Source organism: Pseudonocardia xishanensis (genome assembly GCF_039541715.1).
GTDB lineage: Bacteria > Actinomycetota > Actinomycetes > Mycobacteriales > Pseudonocardiaceae > Pseudonocardia > Pseudonocardia xishanensis.
Genome location: NZ_BAABGT010000122.1, coordinates 160,088 through 177,415, shown reverse-complemented (window position 1 = coordinate 177,415; position 17,328 = coordinate 160,088). Strand labels below are relative to the sequence as shown.

Here is a 17,328-nt window from a genome sequence, read left to right as displayed (position 1 = left end):
CGGGCATGCCTCAGGCGTCCCGGCGCTGCATCCGCCAGATCGTGAGCCCCAGGCCGATCGCGGCGTAGCAGAGGGCGCGCAGCGTGGAGCTGCCCATCGCGTCCAGGACCACGGGGTCCCGCAGGGCGTCCGCCGCGGCGGTCCACCCGCTGGTCAACAGCCAGGGCTGCAGCCAGTCCAGTGCCGGGATCGCGCTCAGCACGCCGAAGGTGATCAGGCCGCCGAGCACGGACGCCAGCACGACGAGCGGGTGCTCGGTCAGCGACGACACCGCCAGCGCGACCGCCCCCACCGCCACCAGCTGCCCGACCACCCAGACGGCCACGAGCGCCACCCTGGCGAGCCCGGCGCCGAGCCCGAGCGCGGTGCCGGAGAGGGTGACCATCTGCCCGTCGGCGCTGCCGACCACGACCATCCCCGCCAGCACCCCGACGACGGCGATCACCAACACCGCCGCGACCGCCACCACCAGCACGCCGAAGGCCTTGACCCCGACCAGCCGCAACCGGCTCACCGGCGCCAGCAGCAGGCCGCGCAGGGTGCCGTGGGCGGCCTCGCCCGCGATCGCGTCCGCGGCCGCCATCGCGACGGCGAGCGGGAGCAGCAGGGCGAGGGCCACCGTCATCGCCGCCACCGGCAGCACCAGGCCGTTGCCCGCGACGGCCCCGATCAGCCCCGGCCCGTTCCGGGCCGCGACGACGACGCCGATCGCGATCAGCACCGGGATCAGGGCGAACAGGCCCAGCGTGATCAGGGTGCGCGGCCTGCGGAAGACCCAGCGGACCTCCGCGGCGAGCAGCCGGGGCAGCGGGGCGGCGGTGCGGTCCAGCACGGTGGTCATCGGCTCCCGCTTTCGGTGCTGATGCTCCGGCTCCCGCTTTCGGTGCTGATGCTCGGGCTGCCGCCCTCGGTGCTGATGCTCGGGCTGCCGCCCTCGGTGCTGATGCTCGGGCTGCCGCCCTCGGTGCTGATGCTCGGGCTGCCGCCCTCGGTGCTGATGCTCGGGCTGCCGCCCTCGGTGAGCTGCGCGAACAGCTCCTCCAACCGCGGGCGGCGGCGGTGGACCTCGTGCACGGCGACCCCCGCCCGCACCAGCAGCGCGACGATCTCCGGTGCCTCGGGTCCGCTCGTCACGACCACGCCGGGCTCCCCGGCGGCCGCGACGGCGCCGGCGGACTCCAACGTCGACAACGCCAGCGCGACGTCCGGTGTGGACACCACCAGCCCGCCGGTGCCGGAGTCCAGCAGGCCCGCGAGCTCCCCCGCGGCCAGCAGGATGCCGGACTGCAGCACGGCGACGTGCGTGCACGTCGCCTCCACCTCGGCCAGCAGGTGCGAGGACACGATCACCGTGGACCCGGCGGCGTGCAGCTCGGCGATGATCGTGCGCACGTCCCGGGTGCCCGCGGGGTCGAGGCCGTTGGTCGGCTCGTCCAGCACCACCAGCCGCCGGGGCACGAGCAGGGCACCGGCGAGCCCGAGCCGCTGCTTCATGCCGAGCGAGTAGCCGCGGAAGCGCCGGTCCGCCGCGTGGCCGAGCCCGACCCGGTCCAGAGCCGCGTCGACCGCCCCCGGGATCGCGGCCGACCCCAGCAGGGGTTCCGCCGCGGCCAGCCGCCGCAGGTTCTCCCGACCGGTGAGGAACGGGTGGAAGCCCGGGCCCTCGACCAGGGCGCCGACGTGCGGCAGAGCCTGCGCGGCCGCTTCCGGCACGGGGTGGCCGAGCAGCTCCGCCTCGCCCTCGGTGGGGCGGGTGAGACCCAGCAGCATCCGGATCAGCGTCGTCTTGCCGGAGCCGTTGGGGCCCAGCATGCCGAGCACCGCGCCGCTGGGGACCTCGAGATCGATCCCCGCGACGGCGACCGTGCGGCCGTAGACCTTCCGGAGGCCGCGGGCCCGGGCGGCGGGAGCTGCGGTCACGCGCGCAGCCTCCCGCACCTCGGTGGCCGTCACTTCGCCAGGGCCTCCGTCAGGACCTGCTCGGGGACCGCACCCGCGGCGACCCGGCCGTCGTCGGTGAGGATGGCGCTCGCCACGGCGGTGGTGATCAGGCGTCCCCTGCCCCACGAGCCGCTCACCGGCGTGCCGAGCTGGGAGAGGTCGGGCGCGCCCTGGCCAGGCTCCCGGCCCGGCTGCCCGGCCGGGACCTCGGCCACGACCACGGTGTCCCAGCCGTCGCCGACGACGGTCGGCTCCGCACCCGCCGGGCGGTGCGGCTTCGTGCCCGTGCGCTCCGGGGCCTCGGTGACCGTGGTGCCGGGCGGCGGGGTGAAGGTGAACAGGCCCGGGTCCTGCGCGCCGAACGTCAGGTCGGTGAAGCCGATCTGCAGGGCCGGGTCGCCGGAGCCGTTGGCCAGCACGGTGAGCCGCAGCGGGACGCGCTTCTCGGCGTCCACCGCGATGCGGACCTCGCGCAGCAGCGTGCGCTCGGTCGGGTTCGGGGTGAGCACCAGCTCGTAGGCCGGGCGGCCCGCGACCTCGGCGGTGCCGTCGACGGCGACCGTGCTGGTCCGGCGGAGCTGCGCGATCGCGTCCGTGGCCGAGCGCGTGGGGTCGGCGGGCTGCGTGTGCCGCTCGCCCGGGGTGATCGCCTTCTGCGTGGCGGTCCGGTCGGTGGAGTCGTAGGACCAGGCGGTGGTGCCGTCCGAGACCAGGGTCTTCTCGCCCTGCGCCGAGGGCAGCGAGACGCGGCCCTTCCCGTCCCCGCCGGACCAGATCCGCGCCTGGGTGGTGCCGGCCGCGAGCTGGTCGGGGGCACCCGGGATCGCGGGCAGGCCGAGGGCGTTGTCCACCTCGACCGTCCCGTTGAACGGCCCCGGCGGCGTCTGCCCGACGGAGGCCACGAGCTCCTCCGCGCTGACCGGCGGCAGTTCGGGCGCCGCCCCCGCACCGGCCGGGACCGCGACCAGCCCCAGGCCGACCGCGCCCACCAGAGCCACGCCGCTCCCGATCCGGGTCCACACCTTCGCTCGCATGGGACACAGCCTGACGTATCGGACCTGAGAGTCGGCTCAGCCGAGCGCTGTACGTTCTGCGGTGATGGCCAGGGTGCTGGTGGTGGACGACGAGCCCGGGGTGCGCACGGCGCTGACCCGCGGGCTCACCGCCGAGGGCATGGAGATCGTCGCGGTCGGGGACGGGGACTCCGCCCTCGCGGCCGCGCTCACCGGCGGGTTCGACGCCGTCGTGTTGGACATCATCATCCCCGGCCCCTCGGGCTACCGGGTGCTGGAGCGGATGCGGGCCGCGGGCGTCGACACGCCCGTGCTGCTGGTGTCGGCGAAGGACGGGGAGGTCGACCAGGCGGACGGGCTGGACCTCGGCGCGGACGGCTACCTCGTCAAGCCGTTCTCCTTCGTGGTCCTCGTGGCGCAGCTCAAGGCGATGCTGCGGCGGCGGGACGCGAGCCTGGGCCGCACCGCGCAGCGGGTGCGGCTCGGCGCGCTGGTCGTGGACCCCGCCTCGCGTTCGGTGACCTGGGAGGACGAGCCGGTCGAGCTGTCCCCGCGGGAGTTCGAGCTGCTGCACGCGCTCGCCTCGCGGCCGGACACCGCCGTGGCGAAGGACGAGCTGCTGCGGCTGGTGTGGGGGGACGAGCAGGCCGCGAGCCGCAACGTCGTCGAGGTGTACGTGGGGTACCTGCGTCGCAAGCTCGAGGCCGTCGGGGCGGGACACGTGCTGCGCACCGTCCGCGGGCACGGATACCTCGTCGGGTCGGGGTGATCCGCACGGTCCGGCCCTGGTGGCGGCGGCGGACGCTGCGCACCCGGATCACCCTGGTCGTCGGCGGGGTCGCGGTCGTCGCGCTGTTGCTGCTCGCCCGGCTCGGGGTGACGCTGCTCTACACGACCCTGCTCGCGGCGGCGGACAACGAGCTGCACAACCAGGCCGCCGTCGTCGTGTCCCGGGTGGAGGGTGGGATGGCGGTCACCGATCCCTCGGTGCTGCCGTCGATCCGGATCACCGACACCGCGGGCACCCCGGTCGACGGCCGCGGCTCCCTCCCGGTGCCCGCGCGTGCCGTGCGCGACCTCGCCGCGGGCCGGGCCGAGAGCGTCGTGAGCGACGGTGCGGCGCGCCGGTGGGTCGCCGACCCGGCCGTGCTGCCGGACGGCACCACCCGGCTGGTGCTGGCCTCCGGAGACCTGGTCGGCGGGGCGACGCTGCTGGCCAGGGCCGCGGTCGGGTTCGTGGTGGCGGCGCTGATCGTGGCCGTGGTGGTGGCGCTGGCGGCGTGGTCGGCGACCCGCGCGGCGCTGCGGCCCGTCGACCGGATGCGGGCCGCCGCGGCCGCCCTGCCGCCCGGACGACGGCTGCCGCTCCCGGTCGCCCACGACGAGCTGCGGGCGTTGGCCGAGGAGCTGAACTCGCTGCTCGCCCGCCGGGACGAGGCCGCGGCGCGCCTGGAGCGGTTCACCGGGGACGCCGCGCACGAGCTGCGGTCGCCGGTCGCGTCGATCCGGGCGCAGGCCGAGGTGGCCGTCGCCCATCCCGATCCGGCGCTCGTCGACGAGACGCTGCGGGCGGTCGTCCTGGAGTCGCAGCGGCTCTCCGGGCTGCTCTCCGACCTCATGGCGCTGGCCCGCGCGGACGCCGGGCAGCGCGTCGACCCCGAGCCGGTCGATCTCGTGGCGGCCGCGCGGGACGCCGTCGAGCGGGTGACGTCCGGCCCGGCACCGGAGCTGCTGGCGCCGGGGAACGCGCTGGTCGCCGCCAGCCCGGCGGAGGTCGGGCTGGTGCTGGACAACCTGCTCGGCAACGCCGCCCGGTACGCGGCGACCCGGGTGCGGATCGAGGTGCTGCCCGCCGGGCGGTGGACCCGGCTGGTCGTCTCCGACGACGGCCCCGGCATCCCGCCCGCGGACCGCCTCCGGGTCTTCGACCGCTTCACCCGGCTGTCCCAGGAGGCGGACGGCGGGCACGCGGGCCTCGGCCTGGCACTGGTCGCGGCGCTGGTCCGCGGGCGGGGCGGCGAGGTGACGGCGGGGGAGTCGGCCTGGGGTGGGGCGCGCCTGGAAGCCCGCTGGCCCGCCCCCTGACCGGGACGTCGGACTCGCGGGCCGTGGTGTCGGACTCGCGGGTCGTGGGTGACACGCGAGTCCCCCGTCCCGACGCGCGAGTCGGACGGGGCTGCGACGATCGGTGGGTGCCGGTGCTGAGCTCGTCCACGACCGTCGACGCCCCGCAACGGCTCGTGGCGGGGGTGGTACGGGACGGGGCCGCGGCCGCGGAGGCGCTGACGCTCGCCGGGCACCGCTACTCCGCCTCCGTGCGGCTGCTGATCCCCGGCGACGAGGTGGTGCTCCGGGCGCGGATGGCGCCGGGCGTGCGGATCCCGTTCCACTCGAGGATCCGGGCGGTGGGCCCGGAGGGGATGACGTCCGAGCTGGTCGGCGGCCTGGCCCGGTCGCTGGTGCACACCACGACGCTCCGGCCGCAGGGGTCCGGCACGGTGCTGCACGACGAGATCGTCTGGACCTCCCCGCTCGGCCCGCTGGGCGGGCTGGGCGACGCGGTCCTGGTCCGCAGGCTGATCCGCGAGATGCTGGCCGCCCGGTCGGTCGTCTACCGGCGTCGCGCCGAGGAGCTGGCGGCGGCGCCCGTGGTCGTCGGCGCGGCGATCGTCCGCTCGGGCGCCGTGCTGGCGGCCCAACGTGATCGGCCCGCCGAGCTCGCGGGCCGCTGGGAGCTGCCGGGCGGGTCGGTCGAGCGGGGTGAGTCGGAGGCCGCGGCGCTGGCACGGGAGTGCCGCGAGGAGCTGGGCGCCGTCGTGGCGGTCGGGGCGCGCCTCGGCACGGATCTGCCGATCACGGTGCGCGGGCAGGAGCGGGTGCTGCGCGTCCGCGGGGCGACCCTGGGCGAGGGGTCGGCCGAACCGCGGGCGCTGGAGCACCGGGCGGTGCGCTGGCTGACCGCGGGCGAGCTCCCGACGGTCGCATGGGTCGAGGCCGATCGCGCGCTGGTCCCGGACCTGCGGTCGCTCGTCGGCGGCTGAGCGGCCCGGGACGATCTCCGGGCGGGCGGAACCGGGCTGCAGGGTGCGCCGTCGAAGAGGCATGAGCGAGCGGGGTGCCGACGGGGCACAGCGGGCCGTGGCCCGGTTGCTGCGGCGGCAGGCGGGTGTGATCGGGCGGGCCCAGGCGATCGGCGCGGGCATGGCGCCGGACGCGGTGGACCGCATGGTGGCCGCGCGTCGCTGGGTCCCCGCGCATCCGCGGGTGTACCGCGACGGTCCGCCCTCCGACGCGGCGCGGATGTGGGCGGCGGTGCTCTGGGCCGGCGACGGCGCGGTGCTCAGCGGGGTCGCCGCCGCGCGGTGGCACGGGGCGGACATCCCGCTGACCGGACCGGTGGCGGTCACGGTGCCGCGCAGGCGCTCACCGCGGTCGCGGCCGGGCGTCGCGGTGCGCAGGCGCGACCTCGCGGCGGTCGAGCGGACCGTCCGGCGGGGGCTGGCGGTCACCGCGCCCGCGCTCTCCGTCCTGGACGCCGCCGTCGAGATGGGGTCCGCGGGCGGGCCGTTCCTCGACCACGCCCTCCGGACGGGTCCCGGTTTCGACGACGTCTCCCGGGCCTACGCCCGTACCCTCGGCTGCGCGGGGTCCGCGAGGATGCGCGCCCTGATGGTCGCGGCCGCCGAGCGCTCGGCCGCGGTCGCGGAACGGCTGCTGGTCCGGCACCTGTGCGCCGCGGGGCTGGGCGGCTGGCGTCGGGCGCCCGCCGAGCCGGGCCTCCCGGCCGACCTGACCTTCCCGCGGGCCAGGGTCGTCGTGGAGGCGCAGGGGTGGGCCCGGCACGTCGATGCCGAGTGTCTCCAGCGGAACCTCCGGCGGCGGAGGGCCCTGGCCCGGTCGGGCTGGACGGTCCTGCACCTCACCTGGCACGACCTCACGAGCCGCCCGGCGGACGTGGTCGCGGAGATCGCCCACGCCGTCGGCGCCGCCCAACGGGCGAGCTGATGTCCGACTCGGGTGTCCGAAGTGAGGGACTCGCGGGGGCAGCGGTCTGGATCACCCTGTGATCTCGGTCATTCCGGACCGGGGCCGTCGGGCGGAGTGGACGATGGTCCGGTAGGGGCTCGCCGGGCCATGTCGATCATGGTTCGGGTCCGGCCGCGGGGGGTCGGACCGCCCCCTCGACGGGCGTCTCGCCGACCCGCCTTTCGTACGGGAAGTGCAGATCAGGGGGTCAGTAGATCCTGGCGACCTTGAGCGCCTTCTGGTAGGCCTTCCCGCTCAGGTCGTCCGCCCCGGCCTTCTTCAGGCGCAGGTGGACCACCGGGCAGCTCTTGCACCGCTTGGGCTTCGAGCGGCAGCACTTCTTCTTCACCTTGGGCATGGTGAGGCGAGCCTATGCTGGCCGTGGGCGCAGGTCCAGTGAGCCCGCGAGATACCGTGGAACGGTGACCTCAGCTGTTTCCGCACTCGCCGACGCCCCGCAGACCGCCGATCGCGGCCTGCCCGACGGCGCGTCCGGAGAGTCCCGCGCGCTGCGCAACGTCGCCATCGTGGCGCACGTCGACCACGGTAAGACCACCCTGGTCGACGCGATGCTGCGCGCGTCGGGCGCCTTCGGCGAGCGCGCCGAGCTCGTGGACCGGGTCATGGACTCCGGTGACCTCGAGCGCGAGAAGGGCATCACGATCCTCGCCAAGAACACCACGGTGAACTGGCAGGGCGTCACGATCAACGTGATCGACACCCCCGGCCACGCCGACTTCGGCGGCGAGGTGGAGCGCGGGCTGTCGATGGTGGACGGCGTCGTGCTGCTGGTGGACGCCTCCGAGGGCCCGCTCCCGCAGACCCGGTTCGTCCTGCGCAAGACCCTCTCCGCGGGCCTGCCCGTGATGCTCGTCGTGAACAAGACCGACCGGGCGGACGCCCGCATCTCCGAGGTCGTCGACGAGTCCCTGGAGCTGCTGCTCGAGCTGGCGGACGAGCTGGGCCTCGACGAGGACCAGACCGCCCACCTGCTGGACCTCCCGGTCGTCTACGCCTCCGGCCGCGCGGGCCGCGCGAGCCGCAACCGCCCCGGGGACGGCGAGCTGCCGGACTCCGAGGACCTCCAGCCCCTGTTCGACGTGCTGTTCGACGTCGTGCCCGCGCCGAAGGACGACCCGTCCGCGCCGCTGCAGGCCCACGTCACCAACCTGGATGCGACCAGCTTCCTCGGCCGCATCGCGCTCTGCCGGGTCCGCGCGGGCGTCATCCGCCGCGGCCAGCAGGTCGGCTGGTGCAAGGCGGACGGCACCGTCGCGCGCGTCAAGATCACGGAGCTGCTGCGCACCGAGGGCCTGACCCGGGTGCAGGCGGACGAGGCCGTCGCGGGCGACATCGTCGCCGTCGCGGGCATCGCGGACGTCATGATCGGCGACACGCTCGCGGACCCGGAGAACCCGGTCCCGCTGGAGCGCATCCACGTGGACGAGCCCGCGATCTCGATGACCATCGGGATCAACACGTCCCCGCTGGTCGGCCGCGACCCGCAGCCCGGCGCCAAGCTCACCGCCCGCCAGGTCAAGGCCCGGCTGGACTCCGAGCTGGTCGGCAACGTGTCGCTGCGCGTGCTGCCCACCGAGCGCCCGGACACCTGGGAGGTCCAGGGCCGTGGCGAGCTCGCCCTGGCGATCCTGGTCGAGACCATGCGCCGGGAGGGCTTCGAGCTCACCGTCGGCAAGCCCGAGGTCGTCACGCGGATGATCGACGGCAAGCTGCACGAGCCGTTCGAGCAGCTCAGCATCGACGTGCCCACCGACTCGCTCGGCGCGGTCACCCAGCTCCTCGCGGCCCGCAAGGGCGAGATGAGCCAGATGGTGCACGGCGACACCCGCGTGCGGCTGGACTTCCGGGTCCCGTCCCGCGGCCTGATCGGCTTCCGCACCGAGTTCCTGACGATCACCCGCGGCGCGGGCATCGCCAGCCACGTCTTCGACGGCTACGGCCCCTGGGTCGGCGACATCACCAACCGCCTGCGCGGCTCGCTGATCGCGGACCGCTCCGGCCCCGTGACCGGCTACGCGGTCGACCTGCTGGCGGACCGCGGCGAGCTGTTCGTCGGGCCGGGCACGCAGGTCTACAGCGGCATGGTGATCGGCGAGTACACCCGCAACGAGGACCTCGAGGTCAACATCGTGCGGGAGAAGAAGCTCACCAACATGCGCAAGTCGACGAGCGACGAGCTGGTCAAGCTCACCCCGCCGACGATCCTGACCCTGGAGCAGAGCCTCGAGTTCTGTGCCAACGACGAATGCGTCGAGGTCACCCCGCAGAACGTCCGGATCCGCAAGGTGGAGCTGGACAGCCACCTCCGCGGCCGGGCCCGGGCGCGGCAGAAGGCGGCCGCGGCGGGCGTCCAGCGCTAGATCAGGCCCTGTACGCACCGCCCACGCGGGCGGTGCGACCATGACCGGATGAGGCGGACGGCGGTCGGGGCGCTCCTCGCCCTCGTGCTGGCGGTGCTCACGGCCTGCACGAACGCACCGGTCGTCGCGCCCGCTCCGGAGCCGGTGGCCCCGGCCCCGGAGCGCACGGCGACCCGGATCGTGGTCGGGGTGGACGACCTGGGTGCCGGGTTCAACCCGCACCTGCTCGCCGACCGGTCCCCGGTCACCCAGGCGCTCTCGACGCTCGTCCTGCCGTCGGTGTTCCGGCCGGACGCCGAGGGGACCCTGCGGCTGGACACCACCATCGCCACCAGCGCGGAGGTGGTGGCGACGAGCCCGTTCACCGTGTCCTACGAGCTCAACGTGCAGGCGAGCTGGTCGTCGAACTCGCCGATCGCGGCCGAGGACTTCGTCTACCTCTGGGAGCAGATGCGCTCCACCCCGGGCACGGTCGACGGCGAGGGCTACCGCCACATCACCGACGTGCGGTCCCGGGCCGGGGGCAAGGCCGTCGACGTGGTGTTCGACCAGGCCTACCCGCAGTGGCAGTACCTGTTCACCGGGTTGCTGCCCGCGCACATCCTCAAGGACGCCCCCGGGTCCTGGACCGGGGCCACGGCCGGTGGTCTGCCCGCCTCGGGCGGGCCCTTCCGGGTGGTGGGCGTCGACCGGGGCCGCGGCGAGGTCGTGCTCGCCCGCAACGACCTCTACTGGGCCACCCCGGCCACCCTCGACCAGATCGTGCTGCGCAGGCTGGACGCGACGCAGCTGGCGGAGGCCCTGCGCGTCGGGGACGTGGACGTGGCCATGCCGACCGCGGACACGGACGTCGCGACGGCGTTGGCGGCCTACCAGACCAGGCCCGCCCCGCGGGCCACCGTGACGGATCTGGTGCTGCGGGCGGACTACGGCCCGCTCGCGGACGTCCGCGTGCGGCAGGGGATCGCGGCGGTGCTGGACCGGGAGCGGATCCGGGCCGAGGTCGCGCCCGGTGCCCTGCGGGCGGACGCCTTCGGGCTCGCTCCATCCCAACCCGGGTACGTGCCGACGGCGACGGCGGTCGGTCCCGACCCCGCAGCGGTCGAGCGGCTGTTCACCGAGGCCGGGTACACGCGGTCCGCCTCGGGGGCGTGGGTCCTGGGCACCACGCCGCTGCGGATCGTCGTGGCGGCCGGGGCGGAGCGGGTGACGGACGTGGAGGTCGCGAAGGCCGTGGCGGCACAGTTGGAGGCGGCCGGGATCGGGGTCGACGTCGTGGCGCCGCCCGCGGCCGACCTCGCCAGCCTGCGAGCGGTCCCGGCGACCCCGCCGGTCACCACCACCGCGCCCGTCCCGACGCCCGTCCCGACCCCCACGGCGACGCAGGCCCCCACACAGGCCCCCACACCGGCCGCCACGTCGACGCCCACGGTGAGCGCGTCGGCCTCGGCGCAGCCCGCGAGCACGACCGTCCGGGCGGACGTGCTGGTGCTCCCGCGTGCCGTCGGAGGGCCGATCGGCCCGCAGCTGGCGTCCGACTACGGCTGCCCGGAGCCGACCGTGACCGTCCCCGACCCGCCCGCGGCGCCCGGGGGGTTCTGCCTCGCGACGCTGCAGCCGGACCTGGAGGCCCTCGCCACCGCGGCCGTGCCCGATCCGGCGCTGATCGGCACCGTCGAGCGGGTGCTCTGGGCGCAGCTGCCCGCGCTCCCGCTGTTCCAGCAGACGTCGCTCCTCGTGAGTACGCCCGCCGGGTCCGCCGCGACCGGGTTCGGTGCGGGCCCCCTGGTGACCGGTCCGCTGACCGGAGCGCAACGCTGGGTGTCACCGGGCAGCTGAGGGCACCCGTTCGAGGCTTAAGTTACCCGAGGGTAATCACGAGGTGTCGTGTTGTCCACTTCACGTCACCCTTTGGTCACGATCGGCCACTTGGTTGGCGGGACAACCTGTGAGGTTCCTAAGTTGCCCAGGGATCGGGTGGCCCTCACCCGCGACATGGGCCAGGGCCGAACGGCCCGATTCCGGTGCCCGACCCGGGCGCGAACCGGCGAGAGACTGAGGAACTTCCATGAAGAGAACGCGCGCGGCGGCGGCCGCAGCGGTCGCCACGGCGGCGGCCCTTGTCCTGGCGGCCTGTGGCGGTGGCGGCGGCGCCGGGGGTAGCTCGGGCGGGGTCTACGGCGACTGCGACGCCAACCCCAACACCTGCAACAGCGCGTCCGCGGACCAGCTGCAGCAGGGCGGCACGGTGACCCTGGCGTCCGAGAAGAACATCGACAACTGGAACGTCATCTCGTCCGAGGGCAACACGGACTGGACCGGGATGTCGACCAAGCCCCTGGTCACGTACGCCTTCTACACCTCGCCCGACCTCAAGGCGACGCTGAACACCGACCTGCTCGAGTCGGCCGACCTCACCTCCCCGACGGTCATCACGTACAAGATCAAGCAGGCCGCGGTCTGGAACGACGGGACCCCGATCACGGCGGACGACTTCGCCATGGCGTGGAAGTGGCAGAACACCCGGGACTGCCCGGAGTGCGAGACCGCGGGCAACGGCGGCTACGACCTGATCCAGAGCGTCGTCGGCTCGGACAACGGCAAGACCGTCACGGTCACGATGTCGCAGCCGTACACCGACTGGAACAGCCTGTTCAACTCCGCGGGCCCGATCTACCCCGCGCACATCGGCGCGCAGCAGGGTGACCTGAACTCGCCCGCGGGCCTCAAGGCGGCCTTCGACTACTTCGGCTCCACCGTGCCCACCTGGTCCGGCGGCCCCTTCCAGGTCGAGAACTGGCAGGACAACGTCGCGCTGACGCTGGTCCCGAACCCCAAGTGGTACGGCGCGACCAAGCCCAAGCTGGACCGGATCGTCATCCGTGTCATCACCGATGCCACGCAGGAGCCGCTGGCCCTGCAGAACAACGAGGTCCAGGCGCTGTTCCCGCAGCCGCAGGTGGACATCGTCAGCCAGCTGAACAACATCCCGAACGTCTCGAACCGGCAGGCGGCCGGGCTGAGCTGGGAGCACTACGACTTCAACCTGAAGAACACGTTCCTCGCGGACAAGCCGCTGCGCCAGGCGCTGTTCACCGCGGTGAACACCCAGGACCTGATCGCGAAGACGGTCGGCCAGTTCAACAAGGACATCAAGCCGCTCCAGAACAAGATGTTCGTCCCGGGGCAGGACGGCTACAAGGACAACCTGTCCGCGACCGGCCAGGGCTCGGGTGACGTCGAGAGGGCCAAGAAGATCCTGACCGACGCCGGCTACACCGGCGTGGGCACGGCCCTCGTGGCGCCCAACGGCCAGGCCGTGCCGACCCTGCGGATCCGCTACACCGTCGGCAACGCGGTGCGACAGACCGAGTGCGAGCTGTTCCAGCAGTACGCCAAGCAGCTGGGCGTGAACGTCGAGATCCAGACGACGGACAGCCTGGGCACCACGCTGACCAGCGGTGACTACGACGTCATCGTGTTCGGCTGGATCATGTCCCCGGCGCCGTTCGGCGGCGCGCAGCAGCTGTGGCTGTCCACCTCGGGGTCGAACTACGGCAAGTACAACAACCCGCAGGTCGACCAGCTGATCAACCAGGCCGCGTCCTCCACCGACCTGACGGGCGCGACCGCGCAGCTCAACCAGGCCGACTCGATCATGGCCGACGACGCCTACGTCCTCCCGCTGTACCAGAAGCCGACCCTGGCCGCGGTGCAGAACACCCTGGGCAACGTGCGCAACAACGCGTCGCTCGACGGGATCACGTACAACACCTCGGAGTGGGGCATCCGCTCCGGCTCGTAGCACTCCACCGGGGACGGGTTCGCCCATCAGCGCGAGCCCGTCCCCGGGTCTACCCTGCAACGGCGGCCTGACGCCCGCCACCAGCGGGCTTCGGGCCGTACTCCCACCACGAGTCGGAAAGACGGCCGCATGCTCGCCTTCGCCGTGCGCAGGATCCTGTACTCGATACCGGTCCTGATCGTCGCGTCGTTCATCATCTTCGCGCTGGGTTCGGCCTCGGCCGACCCCCTGGCGCCGCTGCGGGAGAAGAACCCGCCCGCGCCCCAGAACGTGATCGACGCGGAAACCGTTCGTCTGCACCTCGACCAGCCGCTCCTGCAGCGCTACTTCAGCTGGCTCGGGGGCATCTTCACCGGGGACTTCGGCCCCTCCGTCGTCTCGACGGCGGACATCGGGTCGGACCTGGCCGACCGCTTCCTGGTCACCATCCGGCTGATCGCGCTGGCGATGCTCATCGCGCTGGTGCTCGCCGTGGTGATCGGCGTGCTAACGGCGGTGAAGCAGTACTCGAAGTTCGACTACACCGCCACGTTCCTGGGCTTCCTGTTCCTCGCCATGCCCGCGTTCTGGTTCGCGATCCTGCTCAAGCAGGCGGGGATCGAGTTCAACAACGCCGTCGGCACCCAGGCGATCTACACGATCGGCCAGGTCTCGGTGCCGCCCCCGCAGGGCGCCGGGGCCTACGTCCTGGACGTGCTCGGGCACATGGTGCTGCCCACGATCGCCCTCGCGCTGATCTCCTACGCCGCGTGGAGCCGGTTCACCCGCGCCTCGATGCTCGAGGTGATGAACTCGGACTACGTGCGGTTGGCGCGGGCGAAGGGCCTGTCCCGCCGCACGGTCATGGTCAAACACGGGCTGCGCACCGCGCTGATCCCGTTGACCACGGTCACGGCGCTGGACATCGCGTCGATCATCGGCGGCGCGGTCGTCACCGAGAACGTCTTCCAGTGGAAGGGCATGGGCGACTACCTGGTCATGTCGATCCGGCAGAACGACGTCTACGCGACGGCGTCCTGGCTGCTGATCGCGGCGACCGTGGTGATCGTGTTCAACCTGATCGCCGACGTGCTCTACGGCGTCCTGGACCCGAGGATCCGCTATGCCTGAGACCACCACCGCGGTGCCCGCGCCGCCGTCGACGGACCGCGAGTTCACGGTCGCCGAGCGCAGCCAGTCCCAGCTGGTCCTCCGCCGGTTCCTGCAGCACCGCGCCGCCGTCGTCAGCCTCGGCGTGTTCGTGGCGCTGATCCTGCTGGCCTACGTCGGCGGCTGGCTCTGGAAGTACGACGCGGGCCAGTACACCCCCGACAACTCCGTCCCGCCCTCGTGGGACCACCCCTTCGGCACGGACTCGGCGGGCCGCGACCAGTTCGCCCAGGTGCTGCGCGGCACCCGCATCTCGCTGCAGGTGTCGGTGTCGGTCGCGATCCTGGCGACGCTCGTCGGCACGCTGTGGGGCTCGATCGCGGGCTACTTCGGCGGCTGGGTCGACACGCTGATGATGCGCATCTCCGACCTGGTGCTCACCCTGCCGCTGATCGCCGTCGCCGCGATGCTGGCGCACAACTTCGGCGGCACCTGGTACCTGATCGCGCTGGTCATCGCCGCGCTGTACTGGGCGTACGTGTCCCGGGTGGCGCGGGGCGTGGTCCTCTCGCTGCGGGAGAAGGAGTTCGTCGAGGCGGCCAAGGCACTCGGCGCGAGCGACTCGCGGATCATCCTGCGCCACCTCGTGCCCAACGCGCTGGGCTCGATCCTGGTCAACCTCACGATCCTCGTGGCGCTCGCGATCCTGCTGGAGACCTCGCTGTCCTACCTCGGCTTCGGCGTCACGCCGCCGGACACCTCGCTGGGCCTGCTGGTCAGCGAGGCGCAGACGGCGCTCACCACCCGGCCCTGGCTGTTCTACTTCCCGGGCCTGTTCATCATCATCATCGCGCTCACGATCAACTTCATCGGCGACGGCCTGCGTGACGCGTTCGACCCGCAGCAGACGAAGGTGCGTCAGTGACCTCGGAGAAGATCGACCTGGCGCCTTCGCGCAGGCGCGGCAACAAGGGCGACGTCGTGCTCGAGGTCGTCGGCCTCGACGTCAGCTTCCCGTCCGGCGACGGACCCGTCCGCGCGGTCCGCGGGGTGGACTACACCCTGCGCCGCGGCGAGGTGCTGGGCATCGTCGGCGAGTCCGGCTCCGGCAAGTCCGTGACCAGCATGGCCGTGATGCGGCTGCTGCCGAACACCGCGCGCATCTCGGGTGAGGTGCGCTTCGACGGCCGCAACCTGCTGGAGCTGTCCGAGACCGAGATGACCCGGGTGCGCGGCTCGAAGATCGCGATGATCTTCCAGGACCCGATGACCTCGCTGAACCCCGTCTACACGATCGGGGCGCAGATCGCCGAGGCCGTCCGCGCGCACCACGACGTGTCCAAGGCCGCGGCGATGGACCGGGCCGTCGAGCTGTTGGACAAGGTCCGGATCCCCAACGCGAAGGACCGGGCGGGCTCCTTCCCGCACGAGCTCTCCGGCGGCATGCGCCAGCGCGTGGTCATCGCGATCGCCATGGCCAACGACCCGGACGTGATCATCGCGGACGAGCCGACCACGGCGCTGGACGTGACCGTCCAGGCCCAGATCATGGACGCGCTCAAGGCCGCGCAGGACGAGACCGGTGCCGCGATGGTGCTGATCACGCACGACCTGGGCGTCATCGCGGGACAGGCCGACCGGGTCATGGTCATGTACGCGGGCAAGCTCGTGGAGGTCGGCAGCGCGGAGGACGTGTTCTACACCCCGCGCATGCCGTACACGCTGGGCCTGCTCGGCAGCCTGCCGCGCATGGACCGACCGAGCGAGCGGCTCACGCCCATCCCGGGCTCGCCGCCGTCGGTGGTCAACATGCCGCCGGGGTGTCCGTTCGGGCCGCGCTGTCCCAAACACACCGCGATCTGCGACGAGACCGAGCCGGAGCTGCGCCCCACGACCGGACCGGACCACCTGGCCGCCTGCCACCACGCCGAGGCGCTGGTGGGCGCGTCGGCGGACGACGTGTTCGACACCGAGGTCGCGGACGCCGCGGCGCTGCACCTGCTCGCGGAGGAGGGCAAGTGACGGCCGCGGAGATCACGACGGAGACGCGGACGCTGCTGTCGGTCCGCAACGTCGTCAAGCACTTCCCGATCCGCTCCAAGGGGCTGGTCCGCCGCCAGATCGGGGCCGTCCAGGCGGTCTCGGACGTCTCGTTCGACCTGGCCGAGGGGGAGACCCTGGGCCTGGTCGGCGAGTCCGGCTGCGGCAAGTCCACGACCGCGCGGGTGGTGCTCAACCTGATCCCGGCCACGTCCGGCCAGGTGCTCTACCGGGGGCGTGATCTCACCTCGCTGGGCCGGGGCGACATGCGCGCGCTGCGCCGCGAGCTGCAAATCGTGTTCCAGGACCCGTACGCCTCGCTGGACCCGCGGCTGCCGGTGAACGAGATCATCGCCGAGCCGCTGCGGATCCACGGGCTGTACGCGGACGGCGGGCGGGAGACGGTCCGCACGCTGATGCAGACCGTCGGGCTCAAGCCGGAGCACGGCAACCGGTATGCGCACGAGTTCTCCGGCGGGCAGCGGCAGCGCATCGGGATCGCCAGGGCGCTGGCGCTGCGGCCCAAGCTGCTGGTGCTCGACGAGCCGGTCTCCGCCCTGGACGTCTCCATCCAGGCGGGCGTGCTCAACCTGCTGGACGAGCTGCAGGCCGAGCTGGGGCTGTCGTACCTGTTCGTCAGCCACGACCTGTCCGTGGTGCGGCACATCGCGGACCGGATCGCGGTGATGTACCTCGGGCAGATCGTGGAGATCGGCACGTCGGAGCAGCTGTTCACGGCCCCGGCGCACCCGTACACCCAGGCCCTGATCTCGGCGATCCCGCTGCCGGACCCGCGCAAGGAGCGGGCCCGGGAGCGGATCACGGTGGTGGGGGACCTGCCCAGCCCGGCCAACCCGCCGAGCGGCTGCCGGTTCCGCACGCGGTGCCCGAAGTTCGCGAACGAGCTGACGACGGAACAGCGCACGCGATGCGTCGAGCAGCCCCCGGAGCTGGTCGACCGCGGCGACGGCCACCCGTCGGCCTGCCACTACGCCGAGTCGCGCGCCCTTCTCTGACCGCACGAACGGCACTC

15 protein-coding genes are annotated in these 17,328 nt (G+C 73.3%); 11 read left to right on the top strand and 4 right to left on the bottom strand.

Going from position 1 to position 17,328, the window contains the following annotated elements; genetic code table 11:
• Positions 1-10 precede the first annotated feature (10 nt).
• From ABD993_RS34790 to ABD993_RS34780, 3 genes are read right to left on the bottom strand one after another with little or no spacing between them, the layout of a single operon-like run.
• On the bottom strand, positions 11-841 hold the full coding sequence (locus ABD993_RS34790) for an ABC transporter permease (RefSeq protein ID WP_345427651.1): 831 nt from the start codon (positions 839-841) through the stop codon (positions 11-13).
• Positions 838-1,920 carry an ABC transporter ATP-binding protein gene (locus tag ABD993_RS34785; RefSeq protein WP_345427645.1) on the bottom strand — a complete coding sequence of 361 codons (1,083 nt, stop codon included), beginning with the start codon at positions 1,918-1,920 and terminating at the stop codon, positions 838-840. The genes ABD993_RS34790 and ABD993_RS34785 overlap by 4 nt, the downstream gene beginning before the upstream one ends.
• A 29-nt stretch (positions 1,921-1,949) precedes the next feature.
• Positions 1,950-2,975: a LolA family protein gene (locus ABD993_RS34780; protein WP_345427643.1), complete on the bottom strand. Its 1,026-nt coding sequence runs from the start codon at positions 2,973-2,975 to the stop codon at positions 1,950-1,952.
• 64 nt (positions 2,976-3,039) lie between these two features.
• On the opposite strand from ABD993_RS34780, the gene ABD993_RS34775 reads away from it, so the two are divergent.
• The 4 genes from ABD993_RS34775 to ABD993_RS34760 all read left to right on the top strand — a co-directional run bounded on the left by ABD993_RS34775 (position 3,040) and on the right by ABD993_RS34760 (position 6,959).
• Positions 3,040-3,723 carry a response regulator transcription factor gene (locus tag ABD993_RS34775; protein WP_345427641.1) on the top strand — a complete coding sequence of 228 codons (684 nt, stop codon included), beginning with the start codon at positions 3,040-3,042 and terminating at the stop codon, positions 3,721-3,723.
• Complete coding sequence (locus ABD993_RS34770; protein ID WP_345427639.1) at positions 3,720-5,039, top strand: sensor histidine kinase; 1,320 nt, start codon at positions 3,720-3,722, stop codon at positions 5,037-5,039. The genes ABD993_RS34775 and ABD993_RS34770 overlap by 4 nt, the downstream gene beginning before the upstream one ends.
• 107 nt (positions 5,040-5,146) lie before the next feature.
• On the top strand, positions 5,147-5,995 hold the full coding sequence (locus ABD993_RS34765; protein ID WP_345427637.1) for an NUDIX domain-containing protein: 849 nt from the start codon (positions 5,147-5,149) through the stop codon (positions 5,993-5,995).
• A 61-nt stretch (positions 5,996-6,056) separates the two neighbouring features.
• On the top strand, positions 6,057-6,959 hold the full coding sequence (locus tag ABD993_RS34760) for a DUF559 domain-containing protein (protein WP_345427635.1): 903 nt from the start codon (positions 6,057-6,059) through the stop codon (positions 6,957-6,959).
• Between the two features lie 229 nt (positions 6,960-7,188).
• On the opposite strand, the gene ABD993_RS34755 is transcribed toward ABD993_RS34760, so the two are convergent.
• Positions 7,189-7,338 carry a hypothetical protein gene (locus ABD993_RS34755; RefSeq protein ID WP_345427633.1) on the bottom strand — a complete coding sequence of 50 codons (150 nt, stop codon included), beginning with the start codon at positions 7,336-7,338 and terminating at the stop codon, positions 7,189-7,191.
• A gap of 118 nt (positions 7,339-7,456) precedes the next feature.
• On the opposite strand from ABD993_RS34755, the gene typA reads away from it, so the two are divergent.
• From typA to ABD993_RS34720, 7 genes are all read left to right on the top strand, one after another.
• Positions 7,457-9,361, top strand: coding sequence for a translational GTPase TypA (gene typA, locus ABD993_RS34750; RefSeq protein WP_345428624.1), 1,905 nt, complete (start codon positions 7,457-7,459; stop codon positions 9,359-9,361).
• Positions 9,362-9,409: 48 nt separating this feature from the next.
• A complete protein-coding gene (locus ABD993_RS34745) occupies positions 9,410-11,200 on the top strand; it encodes an ABC transporter family substrate-binding protein (RefSeq protein ID WP_345427631.1) in 1,791 nt (596 codons plus the stop codon).
• Between the two features lie 229 nt (positions 11,201-11,429).
• The gene (locus ABD993_RS34740; protein ID WP_345427629.1) at positions 11,430-13,166 is read left to right on the top strand and encodes an ABC transporter family substrate-binding protein; all 1,737 of its coding nucleotides are present in this window, start codon (positions 11,430-11,432) and stop codon (positions 13,164-13,166) included.
• A gap of 129 nt (positions 13,167-13,295) precedes the next feature.
• Positions 13,296-14,276 carry an ABC transporter permease gene (locus tag ABD993_RS34735; RefSeq protein ID WP_345427627.1) on the top strand — a complete coding sequence of 327 codons (981 nt, stop codon included), beginning with the start codon at positions 13,296-13,298 and terminating at the stop codon, positions 14,274-14,276.
• Positions 14,269-15,180: an ABC transporter permease gene (locus tag ABD993_RS34730; RefSeq protein WP_345427625.1), complete on the top strand. Its 912-nt coding sequence runs from the start codon at positions 14,269-14,271 to the stop codon at positions 15,178-15,180. The genes ABD993_RS34735 and ABD993_RS34730 overlap by 8 nt, the downstream gene beginning before the upstream one ends.
• Positions 15,177-16,277: an ABC transporter ATP-binding protein gene (locus ABD993_RS34725; RefSeq protein WP_345427623.1), complete on the top strand. Its 1,101-nt coding sequence runs from the start codon at positions 15,177-15,179 to the stop codon at positions 16,275-16,277. The genes ABD993_RS34730 and ABD993_RS34725 overlap by 4 nt, the downstream gene beginning before the upstream one ends.
• The gene (locus ABD993_RS34720; protein ID WP_345427621.1) at positions 16,274-17,311 is read left to right on the top strand and encodes an ABC transporter ATP-binding protein; all 1,038 of its coding nucleotides are present in this window, start codon (positions 16,274-16,276) and stop codon (positions 17,309-17,311) included. The genes ABD993_RS34725 and ABD993_RS34720 overlap by 4 nt, the downstream gene beginning before the upstream one ends.
• Positions 17,312-17,328 lie beyond the last annotated feature (17 nt).

Bases quoted from the DNA above. Each gene is read 5' to 3' on its own strand.
- ABD993_RS34790 (WP_345427651.1), bottom strand. From the start codon at position 841: ATGACCACCGTGCTGGACCGCACCGCCGCCCCGCTGCCCCGGCTGCTC.
- ABD993_RS34780 (WP_345427643.1), bottom strand. From the start codon at position 2,975: ATGCGAGCGAAGGTGTGGACCCGGATCGGGAGCGGCGTGGCTCTGGTG.
- ABD993_RS34775 (WP_345427641.1), top strand. From the start codon at position 3,040: ATGGCCAGGGTGCTGGTGGTGGACGACGAGCCCGGGGTGCGCACGGCG.
- ABD993_RS34760 (WP_345427635.1), top strand. From the start codon at position 6,057: ATGAGCGAGCGGGGTGCCGACGGGGCACAGCGGGCCGTGGCCCGGTTG.
- ABD993_RS34755 (WP_345427633.1), bottom strand. From the start codon at position 7,338: ATGCCCAAGGTGAAGAAGAAGTGCTGCCGCTCGAAGCCCAAGCGGTGC.
- ABD993_RS34745 (WP_345427631.1), top strand. From the start codon at position 9,410: ATGAGGCGGACGGCGGTCGGGGCGCTCCTCGCCCTCGTGCTGGCGGTG.
- ABD993_RS34740 (WP_345427629.1), top strand. From the start codon at position 11,430: ATGAAGAGAACGCGCGCGGCGGCGGCCGCAGCGGTCGCCACGGCGGCG.
- ABD993_RS34735 (WP_345427627.1), top strand. From the start codon at position 13,296: ATGCTCGCCTTCGCCGTGCGCAGGATCCTGTACTCGATACCGGTCCTG.
- ABD993_RS34730 (WP_345427625.1), top strand. From the start codon at position 14,269: ATGCCTGAGACCACCACCGCGGTGCCCGCGCCGCCGTCGACGGACCGC.